Source organism: Paenibacillus sp. NPDC056579 (assembly GCF_042793215.1).
Classification (GTDB): Bacteria; Bacillota; Bacilli; order Paenibacillales; family NBRC-103111; genus Paenibacillus_S.
Window position 1 is genome coordinate 464,990 of record NZ_JBHTVD010000001.1, and the last position, 14,356, is coordinate 479,345.

At 50.3% G+C, this 14,356-nt stretch carries 13 protein-coding genes; 11 read left to right on the forward strand and 2 right to left on the reverse strand.

What is annotated here, in order from left to right; all coding sequences use genetic code 11:
• The first annotated feature begins 263 nt into the window (after positions 1 to 263).
• The 3 genes from ACFQ88_RS02295 to ACFQ88_RS02305 all read left to right on the forward strand — a co-directional run bounded on the left by ACFQ88_RS02295 (position 264) and on the right by ACFQ88_RS02305 (position 2,648).
• Complete coding sequence (locus tag ACFQ88_RS02295; protein WP_379451495.1) at positions 264 to 1,145, forward strand: helix-turn-helix transcriptional regulator; 882 nt, start codon at positions 264 to 266, stop codon at positions 1,143 to 1,145.
• 85 nt (positions 1,146 to 1,230) lie between these two features.
• A complete protein-coding gene (locus tag ACFQ88_RS02300; protein ID WP_239634820.1) occupies positions 1,231 to 1,500 on the forward strand; it encodes a YciI family protein in 270 nt (89 codons plus the stop codon).
• Positions 1,501 to 1,640: 140 nt separating this feature from the next.
• Positions 1,641 to 2,648 (forward strand): zinc-dependent alcohol dehydrogenase family protein, encoded by a 1,008-nt coding sequence (locus ACFQ88_RS02305; RefSeq protein WP_379451496.1) that lies wholly within the window; start codon positions 1,641 to 1,643, stop codon positions 2,646 to 2,648.
• Between the two features lie 235 nt (positions 2,649 to 2,883).
• Here ACFQ88_RS02305 and ACFQ88_RS02310 read toward each other — a convergent pair whose 3' ends face one another.
• Complete coding sequence (locus ACFQ88_RS02310; RefSeq protein WP_239634822.1) at positions 2,884 to 3,369, reverse strand: hypothetical protein; 486 nt, start codon at positions 3,367 to 3,369, stop codon at positions 2,884 to 2,886.
• 177 nt (positions 3,370 to 3,546) lie between these two features.
• Here ACFQ88_RS02310 and ACFQ88_RS02315 point away from each other — a divergent pair, with 177 nt between their 5' ends.
• Positions 3,547 to 4,119 (forward strand): FAD-dependent oxidoreductase, encoded by a 573-nt coding sequence (locus ACFQ88_RS02315; RefSeq protein WP_239634823.1) that lies wholly within the window; start codon positions 3,547 to 3,549, stop codon positions 4,117 to 4,119.
• 222 nt (positions 4,120 to 4,341) lie between these two features.
• On the opposite strand, the gene ACFQ88_RS02320 is transcribed toward ACFQ88_RS02315, so the two are convergent.
• Entirely contained in the window at positions 4,342 to 5,109 is a 768-nt protein-coding gene (locus ACFQ88_RS02320; protein ID WP_379451497.1) for an IclR family transcriptional regulator, read from the reverse strand.
• A gap of 235 nt (positions 5,110 to 5,344) precedes the next feature.
• Between ACFQ88_RS02320 and ACFQ88_RS02325 the strand changes: the two genes are divergently transcribed.
• The 7 genes from ACFQ88_RS02325 (at position 5,345) to ACFQ88_RS02355 (ending at position 14,228) form a co-directional block, all read left to right on the forward strand.
• Entirely contained in the window at positions 5,345 to 6,733 is a 1,389-nt protein-coding gene (locus ACFQ88_RS02325; RefSeq protein WP_379451498.1) for an MFS transporter, read from the forward strand.
• A gap of 318 nt (positions 6,734 to 7,051) precedes the next feature.
• Positions 7,052 to 7,762 carry a 5-oxoprolinase subunit PxpB gene (gene pxpB, locus ACFQ88_RS02330; RefSeq protein ID WP_239634826.1) on the forward strand — a complete coding sequence of 237 codons (711 nt, stop codon included), beginning with the start codon at positions 7,052 to 7,054 and terminating at the stop codon, positions 7,760 to 7,762.
• A gap of 4 nt (positions 7,763 to 7,766) precedes the next feature.
• A complete protein-coding gene (locus ACFQ88_RS02335) occupies positions 7,767 to 8,771 on the forward strand; it encodes a 5-oxoprolinase subunit C family protein (RefSeq protein ID WP_379451499.1) in 1,005 nt (334 codons plus the stop codon).
• A gap of 13 nt (positions 8,772 to 8,784) precedes the next feature.
• Entirely contained in the window at positions 8,785 to 9,564 is a 780-nt protein-coding gene (locus ACFQ88_RS02340) for a LamB/YcsF family protein (RefSeq protein WP_379451500.1), read from the forward strand.
• A gap of 19 nt (positions 9,565 to 9,583) precedes the next feature.
• Positions 9,584 to 11,290, forward strand: coding sequence for an FAD-binding protein (locus tag ACFQ88_RS02345; RefSeq protein ID WP_379451501.1), 1,707 nt, complete (start codon positions 9,584 to 9,586; stop codon positions 11,288 to 11,290).
• A gap of 18 nt (positions 11,291 to 11,308) precedes the next feature.
• Positions 11,309 to 11,620, forward strand: a complete 312-nt coding sequence (locus tag ACFQ88_RS02350; RefSeq protein WP_379451502.1) for a 2Fe-2S iron-sulfur cluster-binding protein — start codon at positions 11,309 to 11,311, stop codon at positions 11,618 to 11,620.
• 295 nt (positions 11,621 to 11,915) lie between these two features.
• Positions 11,916 to 14,228 carry a helix-turn-helix domain-containing protein gene (locus tag ACFQ88_RS02355; protein WP_239634831.1) on the forward strand — a complete coding sequence of 771 codons (2,313 nt, stop codon included), beginning with the start codon at positions 11,916 to 11,918 and terminating at the stop codon, positions 14,226 to 14,228.
• Positions 14,229 to 14,356: the final 128 nt, after the last annotated feature.

Below are 14,356 nucleotides of genomic sequence, written 5' to 3' on the forward strand. Positions count from 1 at the left end.
AAGGAAGCTGTCTTTTTTTATGTTAAACCATAAAAAAACATATGGTCATAATAATTTAGCCAATTTTCAACGGGAGCCAACATGCTTAAGATGGAGATAGGTTTTGAAATATCCATTTTGCATCACTGATATACTGTTTTTTCCAAGTTTTGATTGCGGGATCAATGAATTTGAAAGAGCTTTCAAGAATGGTGAATATCGTCGTAACAGCCGCACTAGACTATGGAACATGCCCCGAAGTTGGGCGGGAGGAGACGTGAGATATGACCATGGAAAAGAAGCGATTGCTGAGAGATGCCCAATTGACGATGTTGAAGGTTGCCCGCAACGATTATCAGGAGCAGGAAGCGATACCGACTCATCAGACTGGAGATTACCATCAACTTATTGTTGTACATAGGGGCTCCGGCAAACTAATAGTGAACGATCGCCATTATCCGGTTATCAGCAAATATTTTTATCTTCTGCCTCCGCATTCCCGGCATACGTTAGATTTTACCGATGCAGCGACAATGATGACATTCAAATTCAAGCTGTGCGACGAGGGACTGGAGCATGCTCTGCAGTCGTATCCTGCACATGGCTGCTGCGGCAGCGACGATTGGGCTGATTTGAAGCAATGGTTTCAGTTGTCCGTCGAATACAGTAAAACGCCGGAGCCATTAACGTTGTATCGTATCGATTCCGGGTTCAAAGGGACTCTGCTGTCGCTTCTGCAGGGCAGTCGAATGGAATTCGAGCAGCCCAAGGACACTCAGCGGGCGAGAACCGGAGCTCACTCCAATTTCCCCATCGCCGCATATATTTCCAACCATTTGTCAGAGAGACTGTCTCTCGTTGACATTGCGAGTCATTTCGGGTTTCATCCTCACTATATAATTAAAATTTGCAATGATCACATCGGAATGAGCCCTATGCAATATTTGCAGGAGCTTCGTCTTGAAAAAGCAATGGAATATTTGCAGGATACCGATCTGACCGTTTCGGAAATCAGCGAAAAGCTCGGATGGACGACCTCGTACTTCTCCAGGCTGTTTCACCAGAAGAAGGGAATGTCACCTTCGCAGTTCCGCAAGGATGCATCCTATCGCATGATGGCGACGGATATTTCGCTATCTAATGAGCATGCGGCAGCAGGGCAGTGAAGCTTGCGTATGACAAGCTGTCGGGTTTGTTTAAAGTATGGTAAAATAGGAGGCGAATTGACGAGTCAGGAGAGGATGCGTTCGAATGAAGCATTTTGCCGTATTTTTACCGATGCTGGATGAAGAGAAAAGCCAGACCTACCGCTCCGAGCATCTCGATTATTTGGCGGCTGTACGCAGCCAGGGCCACATTTTTGCCAACGGAAGATTTACGGACGGGGCCGGGGGCTTGGTTATTTATCGGGCGAATACGCTCGAGGAGGTTCAAGCGTTCGTCAATCAGGATCCTTATGTGATTCATAAGGCGAGAGGCTTTGAAATTCATGAGTGGGATATTGTCATCGCCGACAAGTAGTTATTATAAAATTAACTTCATTAACAATTAATGATGTAAATGAATAGCTGAATCTAGTCCAGCCGATTTTTCCCGACAAGGGAAAGTCGGCTTCTGTATGTTCGATTGGATCAATACATAAGAACAGGAGAACGGATATTTTGAACGCTTCCTATTTCGAATACGCACGGTTCGGAGATCCGCTGGAGGTTCTCGAGCTGAAGTCCAAGCGTGTGACGCCTCCGGCTTCAGGCGAGCTGCTGGTCAAGATGACGGCGCGACCGATCAATCCGTCCGATCTAATCCCGATACGAGGTGCATATTCTCACCGTATTGCTCTTCCAGCGATCCCCGGATATGAAGGGGTCGGCGAAGTTATTGAGGTAGGGGCTGGGGTTTCTACAGCACTGCTGGGCAAACGAGTCCTTGCTCTGCGCGGAGAGGGCACGTGGCAGGAAATCGTCCGCATGAACGCGGATTGGGCGGTTCCCGTACCGGACTTGATTCCGGACGACGCGGCGGCGCAGCTGTATATCAACCCGATGACGGCATGGTTGATCTGCCGGGACAGGCTGGGACTTCAGCGGAGAGACACGCTGATCGTCAATGCCGGCGGATCCGCGATCGGCCGGATCTTCGCCCAGCTTGCCCAGCTGCTGGAATACAAGCTCATCGCCGTAACGAGAAATGACAGGCACACGGCCGAACTGCTCTCCTTGGGAGCGGCACATGTCGTTAACGCAACGGCCGTCCCGGTGGCTCAGGCAGTGATGGAGTGGACGGACGGCCGTGGAGCCCATGCGGGGATCGATAGCATAGGCGGCGATGACTCAGCTCAGTTGGCGAGATGCATACGTCCAGGCGGGACCGTGCTAAGTATCGGGCTGCTGTCGGGCATCGCTCCCGATTGGATACGGATTGCCAAAGAGACCGGCGTCCAGCCAAGCCTGTTCTGGCTTCGTCATTGGGTGGAACGCGTGAGTGTGCAGCAGTGGCACGAAACGTTCAACGAGCTGATGAAGCTGATAGAGCATGGCAAGCTGCGAATGGCTGCAGCCGGATCGTATTTTAAGCTGGAGGAGGCAAAAGAGGCGATACGAAGCGGATCGGAGCCGGGCAGGGAATCTAGAGGCAAGATTTTGCTGATAAGCGGGCGGCCGCATCGATGATGTGGTTCAGGATTGCGCCGCAAACGGGCAGCCGCGGTTCATTCACCGTCTGCACTTGAGAGCAGCTAGGGAAAGGTCTGCCCGCGTTAAGCGTCCATTTCCCACGCTACTCGTTCATTTCCCGGGGAAGCGCACGTCTCGATAAAATCGCAATCGATTCGACAATTCCAGCTTGGGTCCTGCCGAGTTGGACGGGTGCTAAGGTTTTTCAGTCCCCAAAAAAAGACTCCTGTCATCAGGAGCCTGCATCGGTTAGAACATGCTGAATTTTTTGCAGTCGGATATACTCGTTTCTTTGGAGACCCGGGCGGAAATAACAGTATAAGTAAGCCGCTTCATCGAAGGTGAGTCCCGGGTGGCATACGACCTCTTGGATCGTAAGCGGATTGTCCAGAATGAGCTGCCATTCGCCATCTCTTTCGCGAACAGGAACCGTTTGCAAAATTCTCTGCTTGATCTCCGTCATCTGCTGTAATTCCTCCCAAATATGAATCCAGGAAGGACTGAACAGGCCGGGCTCGGGAAATAGGCGGGCGGCTTTGTCAAGCCAAGAGCGAAAGCTTGGCACTTCCTCGTCTCTCATTGTCTTGAGACGCTTTTTGTATCCTTCAAGCAGCATATGAAACGCGGAGTAGCCTCCGTCACGGATCGAGCTTTGCCATTGTTCGAGCTGTTCCTCGGTAATCCCGTCGGCCAGATGGTCCCATTGATTGCGGCTCATGAATCGGTCTCCTCTATAGATAAAGTGGTAGATTGTCCTTAATTTAGCATATTATCGCAGCAATGAAAAGAAGGCGGAGGAGCTTTGACTTTCTTTTCCAAGTTGTGTAGCATGAGAAGTAGCTGACAAGCTGATTTACCTTCCAACCGTATGACCATTCGAAAGGAGAGACCGAGAATGTATGACGTAGTTATTATTGGAGCTGGTCCGGCAGGAGCCAGTGCAGCTTTATTCACTGCCAAAGCAGGGAAGAAGACGTTGTTGATCGATAGCGATCAAAGCATGACCAAACGAGCATGGGTGGAAAATCATTACGGCGTCATGGAAATTACCGGACCTGATCTGGTCGAGATCGGCCAGAAGCAAGCCGCTAAATTCGGTGCGGAGCTGGCTCAGGGTAAAGTTCAGAATGTTACGAAGGCAGGCGAGGGGTTCCAGATCGTAACCGAATCCGGCAGCCAGTACGAAGGCAAGCACGTCATTTTGGCTACAGGGGTATTGACGGACCTGGCCCAGCATATCGGTCTGCAAACCAAAGACGGCACCGAACCGAGAATTAAGACGGTTATCGATGCTTCTCCGGAAGGCAAGACATCGGTAGAAGGCATCTGGGCGGCGGGTACAGCGGCAGGCGTGAGCGTACATACCATTATTACCGCGGGAGATGGCGCCAAGGTGGCCATCAATGTCATTAGCGAATTGAACGGCGCCCGCTATGTCGATCATGATGTGATGAAGAAGGAATCCTGATCGCGTTCGGGATCTTACCAAAAGGGATTGTTCCAACAGGGACAGTCCCTTTTTTAATGTCCGTAAAGTATGCAGCGATTGCTGCCAAATCTCTTTAGCGATATGTTCATCTGCAGATTGGAAAAAAAATCAACCCTCTTAATCCGGATTGGATGAAGAGGGTTTTGCTTCTTCTTCTATTTGTCATAATGATAAAAAGATAGGATCAGTCTGTTCGAATAGCTATCTTTGTAGCGGAGCGGTACAACCAAGCTTTCTAGAAATTTCATCGGCTGCTTGTCTTACCTTTCGGATATACTCGGGCAGCTGTTCTTCGCCGAATTGCACTTCCAGTCCTGCGGTACTGAGGGCAGCGATAATTTGACCGGAATGATCGAAGATGGGAGCGCTTAATTCCGCGGTATAGTTCTCAAGCTCCGACTGGCTGAAGCTGTACCCGCGTTTTCTGGTCAGCTCTAGAGAAGCACGCAGCTCTTCTTTGCCGGCAATCGTTCCCGAACCGATCGGCTTCAATTCAACCTCATTCAAGTAAGCCTCCCGTTCCTCATCCGGCAAGAAGGCGAGAATGGTCCTAGAAGAGGCACCGGCATACAGAGGAGCCTTTTTTCCGATTTTGGTAAAAAGTCTGACCGGATGATTCGTATCCAATTTTTCAATGTATATGGATTCTTGACCATCCCTGAGAACGAGATGGACAGCATGTTCGATATCGTCACGAAGCTTCTCCATCACAGGGAATGCGATATGACGGATATCCAGCCGTTCGGCGACCAAGTTGCCAAATTGCAGAAACAACAGCCCGAGGGAATAGATTCCATCCTTGTCCTTGTGAAGAAAGCCCATTTCTTCAAGCGAGCCGATCATTCGATGGACGGATGTTTTGGGAATGCCTGAGAGCTGTACCATCTCGTTGATGCTCAATTTGCCATGGTTCAAGAAAAGATTAAGAAGATCCATGGATCTGACTACCGTTTTATTTTTGTTCTGCACTTTACAAATGTTCCTCCTGAAGCCCTGATTACGGCGTATTTCGCAAATCAAGTATACACTAAAAAGACCAATGAACTCCATTGTCTGCAAAGGTTTGTGAAAAAACCGTCGAAATTTCTCTTGATTTTCAATAAATACCGACTATAATGATCGTATATCTAGGTTATTGAAAAACGGAATTACGATTCCGAAAAACGGAATTTAAATTGAGGGAAGAGGAAGGAGTCAAACAATAATGAATGGGCAGGCTCAAGTTTTGGAAGTAAGGAGCAGACGTGACATCGTCGATTTCATCAACTCCAATCCGGTAAGTAAGCCGGGATTTAAAATTATTTTGTTGGCGCTGGCAGGCGTGTTTGTCGATGCCTATGATTTCACGAGTATCGGGATCGGGACGGCTCAGCTGCAGCAGCAGTTTGGTTTGACGGCAGTCGAGCTAGGAAGCTTGACGGCCATTATGGCTGTCGGTTCTTTATTGGGAGCGGTATTCGGAGGCTATTACACCGATAAATTCGGCCGTAACAAAATGTTCTTGATCGACTTGTTTCTTATGGTGTTTGCTGCCTTCGGCGCAGCGCTCTCACCCAACTTCGGGACGCTGGTCTTCTTCCGGCTATTAATGGGCATAGGGGTCGGACTCGACATTCCGGTTGCTTTAAGCTTCATCGCGGAGTTCAGCAATATGAAGAAAAAAGGGGCAAACGTGACGCTATGGTGCCCTCTGTGGTTTAGCGCTGCCTCTGTTACGGGATTAATTGCACTGCCGTTTTATTTTTTGAATCAGCATGAATACATCTGGAGATGGTCCGTCGGCCTTGGGGGCGTATTTGCACTCATCGTTTTATTCTTACGTTATTTCTATATGAATGAAAGTCCTTTGTGGGCGGCTCATCATTTGTCGCTGGAAGAAGGCGCTAAGGTTATTCGTAAAACGTACAACGTCGAAGTTCGCGTCAGTCCCGCTGCCAAAGAGGAAACGAATTCAAAGAGCAGTGCAAAGCTGTCCTACATGGAAATTTTCAAAGGCAAATACAAGCTTAGAACCATTTTGGCTTCGGTGATTACCTTTACGCAAAGTATGGAATATTTCGCTGTTGGTTTTTATATCCCGACCATTTCCACGATTCTTTTCGGCCAAGGGGTCATTTATGCCATTACGGGCACGATTGTTTTCAACTTGTTCGGGGCGCTCGGAGGATTTCTCGGCTCTTCCTTGAATACCCGATGGGGCGTTCGCAAGCTATCTATTGTTGGTTATGTTATTGCAGCTATCGGTTTGCTCCTGATGGGTACGGCTGGGAACTCCTACGTTGGAATCTCGGCTGTTCTGTTAGCCGCCTTTATCTTTGGACATGCCTTTGGGCCAGGTTCGCAAGGGATGACCATGGCGACACTTTCTTATCCGACAGAGCTTAGAGGACTTGGGGCTGGGTTTGGTCAAGGAATTACGCGGGTCGGCAGTATCCTGGGATTTTTCCTTTTCCCTGTCGTACTGGCTGTAGCCGGGTTATACAATACGCTGTTGCTGCTGGCTATTGTCCCTGTGCTGGGTTTGCTGGCGACATTGCTGATTAAGTGGGAACCGATCGGAAAAGATGTGGAAAACGAGACGATTGCATCATAACGTCTTTTCATGCAGAGACGGATAATCCTCTTGATTTTTTATCAACACCTACTATAATGATCGTATATATTAAGTTTCGAAATACGGTATTTTAATTCCGAAATACGGAATTAATAAACGCCTTACGTTGATATTCGTTACTTAGCCCCGAGAATTTGTCTATAGTGAGCATGGATATCCATCTTGCTAGGGCCTCCTTGGGGCTAGCCTATTTTTCAATTACACTATAGGGAGTTATAGTTGAATAGGAGCTCTGATACTTGTTCTTCCCGAAGAAGTCAAGTATGAAAAGGAGATGATAGTATTCGTTATGTTGAAATGTCTCCGTTAGGGGATTGTGCCATCACGGTAAAGCTCGGCGATCAGGTGGATGTGGAGACTCACACCAAGGTCAGAGTGCTTTCGGATTATTTGACGCAACATCCTTTTAACGGACTGATTGAATTTATTCCTGCGTTTACTTCAGTAACGATTGTGTATGATCCCTTGCTGCTTTTTGTCAACAACAGCAAGGAATCACCTGCGGGAGAGATTCAGTATCCATATGACCTCGTGAGAAATCAATTAATAACCATATTGGAGCGGCTGAATGAAGGTACGGTGCCTGAACCAAAGGTTGTTGACATACCTGTCTGCTATGGCGGCGAGTTCGGCGTGGATTTGGTGCATGTCGCGGAGATCAACGGGCTCAGCACGGATGAAGTGATCCGAATTCATTCCGGAGGGCAGTATTTAGTGTATATGCTGGGGTTCGCTCCGGGCTTTCCTTATCTTGGGGGAATGGATAAGCGGATTGCAGCTCCACGGAAGGAGTCGCCAAGGTTAGCGATTCCGCCGGGGACCGTTGGAATTGCGGGAGAGCAGACGGGCATTTATCCGATCCAGACGCCGGGCGGCTGGCAGCTGATCGGACGTACGCCATTATCGCTGTTTTTACCCGATAGGCAGCCTCCTACCTTGCTGGAGGCAGGTAACCTGATACGATTTTACCCTATCACACGTGAACAATATGACCGGTGGGGGGAATGAATCGATGACAATTCATGTTCGCAAGCCAGGCTTGCTGACAACGGTGCAGGATGCCGGAAGGTATGGTTATCAAAAGTATGGTGTCATCGTAAGCGGCGTGATGGATAGCTTTGCTCACAGGACAGCCAATTTGTTAGTAGGGAATGATGAGCAGGCAGCCTCACTCGAGATGACGATCATTGGTCCGTCACTGTATTTTGAAGCAGCTGCATTGATTGCGGTCTGCGGATCCGATTTTTCCGCCAAAGCGGACGGTATGCCGGTGCCTATGTGGAGGCCGGTTTATATAAAAGCAGGGACGACGCTAGAATTCGGCTCCTCCCGTGAAGGCTGCAGAGGCTATCTAGCTGTATCGGGGGGCATGGATGTCCCGAAGCATATGAATAGCTACTCCACCTACCTTCGTGCGGGCTTCGGGGGCTTCGAAGGCAGGGCGCTCAAGGAAGGGGATTTGCTTCAGCTGAAGCCTGTAACGGCGCTGGGAAGGAAGATGCTGAGACGCCTTGAGTCCGAGGCTGGCGAGACGGCATTTCATTCGGTAAAGTGGCGAATATCTTATGAGATCATGCCGGCCTATAAGCCGAACCCGGAAATTCGGGTAATCCCCGGAGCGCAATACGATTTGTTCGATTCGGACTGTATCGAAGCCTTGCTGTCGTCGGAGTTTAAAGTGCAGCCGCAGTCGGACCGGATGGGGTACCGGCTGGCGGGGCAGCCGCTTGCCATGCTTGAGCGGAAGGAGATGCTGTCTGAGCCGGTGACGTTCGGAACGATCCAGGTGCCGCCGGACGGGAATCCGATTGTATTGATGGCCGACAGACAGACGACGGGCGGCTACCCTAAGGTGGCTCAGGTCATTACGGCGGACCTGCCTCTATTGGCGCAAGCGCAGATCGGGAGCGGCGTGCGGTTTAAACTGGCGGATCTCCATGAGGCTCAGGAGGCTTATTTGCTAACGGAATGGAATTTGATCAATTTGAGAAAGAGCATTCAAATGTATTTCTTATAAGGAGGCATTTTTCATGAGATATGTCGATCTGAATTGTGATATGGGCGAAAGCTTCGGAGTATATAGTCTTGGCAGAGATACGGAAATTTTATCTTTTGTCACATCGGCGAATATCGCCTGCGGGTTTCATGCTGGGGATGCGGGAACGATGAGAAAGACGGTCAAGCTGGCTCTGGAGAACGGAGTTGCGATCGGTGCTCATCCGGGATTACAGGATTTGATCGGCTTTGGCCGCAGAAAGATGGATATTTCCCCTCAAGAGGCTTACGACATCGTCGTATACCAAATCGGCGCGTTATATGGATTTGTCCGGTCCGAGGGCGGTACGATGCAGCATGTGAAGGCTCATGGCGAACTATACAATATGGCGGCGGTGAATCCGAGCCTGGCTGAAGCCATTGCCGAAGCTGTCTACAAGGTTGATCCCGCGCTGATCTTATTAGGTCTTGCTAACAGCGAGCTAATCAAAGCGGGGGAGAAGGCCGGTCTGCGTACGGCGAGCGAAGTATTCTCCGATCGGACGTACCAGTCGAACGGATCCTTAACTCCTAGAAGACAGCCGGATGCAATGATAACGGATGATTCGGAAGCGGTGAATCAAGTGATCCGTATGGTCCAGGAAGGCAAGGTTCTTTCTCGGCAAAATGCAGATGTCCACATTCAAGCGGATACCATTTGTATTCACGGCGACGGTGTGCATGCCCTTGAGTTTGCCCGAATGATTCATGAAGCATTGCAGAAGGCAGGCATTACCGTTCAACCGATCGGACAAACGATCTCCAGCAAATCCTGACACAGATAGGAGCATGATGATGAATCCTTTGCATATACAGACGGATGTCTTGGTAATTGGCTCTGGGGCCGCAGGGATGATGGCCGCCAAAGCGGCTGCAAACGAAGGAGCCAAGGTTGTTTTGGTCGATAAAAGCTTGGTCGGCCGCGGAGGCGCCACCATCCTGGCACAAATGACCGTGGCGGTAGCGTTGGGTGAAGCGGAAGAAGATAATGCAGATATTCATTTTGAAGATACAATGAAGGGCAGCCGCGGGATGGCGGATCCGGAAATCGTACGGACCATAGTGGACCGCGGTCCCGAGCTCATTAAGGAAGTGGAAGGCTACGGGGTCAAATGGGCCAGAACACCGGACGGGAAGCATTCTCAAGTCGTCGCCCCGGGTCATTCACGGCGCCGCTGTGTCTATGTGGATATATTGAACACCGGAGGCGCCACCTCGGCAGGGCTTAGAAAAGCGATTTGGAAGGACGAGTCCATCGAACGTTTAAAAAATATCATGATCACGAAGCTGGTTATAGAAGACGGTACTGTAGTGGGGGCTGTTGGTTTTGCTATGGAGACCTTTCAGCCCGTAATGATTGCGGCCAATGCCGTCATCCTGGCGACCGGCGGACTGACGGAGATTTATGAAAGAAACAGCGCATCTGCGAATATGACGGGCGACGGATTCATGTTGGCGGCCGAAACCGGAGCCGAGCTGCGGGATATGGAAATGGTGCAATTTTTCCCGATAGCCCATCTGTATCCGCCGCTGGTCGGTATCGACCCGATCATGTGGGATCCTTTCCGTTACAAATTAGGCGGGCGGCTGTTAAACGGCAATCACGAAGAATTTATGGATAAATACAATAGCGAAGTTGCAGGCAAGTATACGGCAGCGCGAGATCAGACTACCTTCGCTATTTTTAAAGAGGTTGAGGCCGGAAGAGGGACTCCGCACGGAGGCGCCTATCTCGATTTTCGCATGGTGCCGGAGGAGCAATTGAAGGAAGCGTTCGGACCGGTCATTCAAATATTGAAGAACCAGGGCGTCGATTTGACCAAAGACATGGTCGAGGTAGCGCCGATGGCGCACTTTACGATGGGCGGAATTCGCGTCAACCGTACGATGGAAACGACTGTGCCTCGCTTATATGCCTGCGGCGAGCTGATCTACGGCATGCATGGAGCGAACCGGTTGTCGGGTAATGCGATTACGGAAGCGTTAGTAACGGGCCGAATTGCTGCGGAATCCGCAGTGAAGGCCGAGCGTCGTCAGGAGCCGTCGGGCCGTCTGCAGGCTGAGCTGGAACAGGAGCTTCGACGGCTGGAACAGCTGTGGCATCCTCGTGAAGTGGATAAGGATGAGGTTTCTATGCTCTCCGTAAAGCGCGAGCTGCAAGAGCTGATGTGGGAAGGGGCAGGGCCTTTACGTACGGAGACGAGCTTGCGCGAAGCGCTGGACAAGCTGCATGAGCTCAGTGCACGCGTGGAAGGAACTGCCTTGGCCCGACAAACCTATTATGCACTGACCTTGGTGGAGAAAATAGAGCTGCTCCATATGCTGAAATTGAGCGAATCGATAATTATCGGAGCTTTGGCGAGACGGGAGACGCGCGGCGCTCATGTTCGTCTTGATTATGATCATGCTTATGACACTGCGGTTAGCACCACATTCCGGCTCGAGTCCGAAGGTCAATGGACGATGAAGGAAATTCCACTGCCTCGTGCGGCAAACGTCTGAGTAAAGGGGGATACAACAATGTCTAACGTAACATTACACGTGGTCCGCGGCGACTCCGAAACCGGCAGAACCATGGTGGATTATGAGGTGCCTTATCAAGAAGGCATGAGTCTGCTGGATGCCATCTTCTGGATTCGTGAGCATAAGGATACATCGTTCTCCGTAAGGTACTCCTGCAGATCGGCGAATGCATGTAAAGAGTGCATGGCCGTTGTGGATGGAAAAGCCGGTTACCTGTGCAGCATTCGGGCTGTTCCCGACTCCCATGTTCATATCGAGCCATTGACAGGTCTCCCTTGGATTAAAGATCTGATCACCGCGCTGGAATAACCGGCAGTAAACCGGCTGTCATGCAATAGATTGAACTCATAAATCAGCGGCGGTCTAGGACGCTCTTCGTCCTGTGCTGTCGCTGTATTTTTTTGAGCTTTGCGCGGATTGCCCCCTTTGAGATTAAAATAAGCGGGTTATCCTATCAACGGGCACCAGCCGGAATCGGAAGGGATTGGAAGTCCCCGTAGTCTCATTGGGTAGACTTCATAGACAAATTTCGACTAATTCTTTCGTTGTCTGTCTCCTCAAAGTACTTTACAATGGAGTCAAATCACGTCGGGGGGGAAGCGAGATGTGGAAAATAAAACGGGGCAAGGCGGGCGGACATAAGGTGTTTCTGCGGCTGTTGGTGCCCAACCTGCTGTTTTTGCTGCTCCCGCTTCTTGTCGGTTGGGTCATATACAATCAAACGCTTCAGGAGATGGAGAAGGAAGTAACTGCCGGCAACATAAGCATGCTTCAGCAGAGCAGGGATATTCTCGACCGGAGGCTGGCTGAAATCTCATCCATTGCCATGCAGCTTGTGGGCGATACGAGAATTATGCAGTTCCAGCACATTACCGAACCGTTTCAAGGCTCCAACATCAACCGCATACTCGATACGCGCAAAAGTCTCAACAACTACAGTTTAACGAATAATTTTATATTCAATTTTTTTATTGTATATAAAAACAGCGAGCTCGTGTTCACCGAGAACAGTACGTATAAGCTGCCCGAGTTTTATAACAACTTTCGCTACGGGCAGATGGAGCTTGATAAATGGAAGCAGATGATGGTAGGCGATTATCATCAGCGGGACGTGCTTCCCGTCCAAAGTGTGACGATAAATGGAACCGCTTACTCACTGATGACCTACATTCATTCGCTCGGTTATCCTGGCTATCCGCAAGGCGCGGTGGTCATCACCGTCGATAACCGGGAAATCCAGAAGCTGCTGGGCGGATTAAAGCCGTCCGGAGAAGGCTGGGCGTATATTATTGACGATACGGGCCAAATCCTAACTTCCACGGCCTCCAATGCGCCGACGAGCTGGATCGACCGCAGCAAGCTGCTTGGCAAGCAGGGGAATATGCTCGAAACCATAGACAACCAGCAAATGATGGTGACGTACACGAATTCCTCCTATAACGGCTGGACCTATCTCGTAGCTCAACCGGCATCCATCGTGTTGAAGAAAGTGCTGTATATTAAGAAAATTACGTTTACCATGGCGTTTGTGTTTCTGGCGCTGGGACTTCTGATCGCTTATTTGCTCGCGTACCGGAACAGCCGGCCTCTCAGCACGATTATGGATACCATCATCGATCGAATGGACGGAGATGCCTATTCGGAGCCCGATGCGTACCGATTTATACGGGATTCCGTAGCCAAGCTCATCGATAACAACCGCGAGCTGCAGGACAAGATGAAGAAGCAGGCGCCGTTTCTGCAAGCCGCCTTGTTCGAGAGGCTGTTGAAGGGCGATTTCCTGTCCACCAAAGATACGCCCGTGCTGCTGCAGCACGTCGGAATCGAAGCGCAGGGCAATTGCTTCGCCGTTGCCATTCTTCAGCTGCGCGGCTATGAGAGCGGCTTTGACCGCAGTCTGCTTGAAGAGCTGGATGTAAAGCGGGTCAAGATCAAGGACATCCTTCGCCGCGAGTTCCAAGGGAATATTTATTGGCACGATGTGGCCGAGGACCAATTCGCCCTCTTATTTGCGTTTGCTTCGAGCAAGACGGAGACCAACGTGTCTTACTTGAATGAAATGCTTCCTCATGTGCTCGAACTGATCCAGCAGCAGGTTCATGTCGCGATATGTCTGGCTGCGGGAAACATGTACGACGAGCTGCTCAATGTCTCCCGATCCTATGAGGAGGCAAGGCAAACGCTCGAATATTTAACTTGGCGAAATCAGATAGGCGTCATGAGCTATAACGAGCTGCCGCAAGAGCAGAGCGGCTATTTTTACCCGTCGGATTTGGAAATGCGGCTCAGCAACCTGGCTAAAGCGGGGGAATGGGAAGCGGTGGAGACGCTGCTGCAGGAGCTGTATCAGATCAACTTCGAAGAGCGACGGCTGTCGGTACCGATGCTGCAGCTTTTTATGAACGAGATGCTGGGCACGGTCGTGAAGCTGCTGCCTCAGGTGCAAATGGACGAATGGAGCGTAATGGAGCGGATGAAGCAGCTTCCTGCGGAAGCGGCGAGCTACGAAGGGCTGAAGAAAAACTTTGCTTCGCTCACCAACGTGTACAGGCAAGTGTGCAGCTTTGTTAACGATCATAAGAAGAGCCAGAATGTACAGCTGCTGGAAAGCATCGTAACCCGCCTGCATGAAGGCTTCGCATACGCGGATCTGAGTCTCGATTCCGTGGCGGATCAGCTTGGCATATCCAAAGGGTATTTATCACAGTTTTTCAAAGAGCAGACGGGCGTTAATTTCTCCGACTACCTGGAGGATTTGCGGATGACGCAGGCGAAGGAGCTGCTCGTACGCACCGATTTGCCGGTTTATGAGATCGCGCTTCGCGTGGGCTACAGCTCATCCAATACGTTTTGCCGCGCCTTCAAGCGGTTGAACGGCGTTAGCACGACGGCATTTCGCGGTTCTCATCCATCATGAAAGCGCATTCTTAACATTTGAATATGAGCTGAACGATTGCACATCGGCATTCTGAACAGATGCACATCGACCGTTAAGCTATCCTATATACATTCAACGGCTACCAAGCTATCTTGATAGCAGGGCAG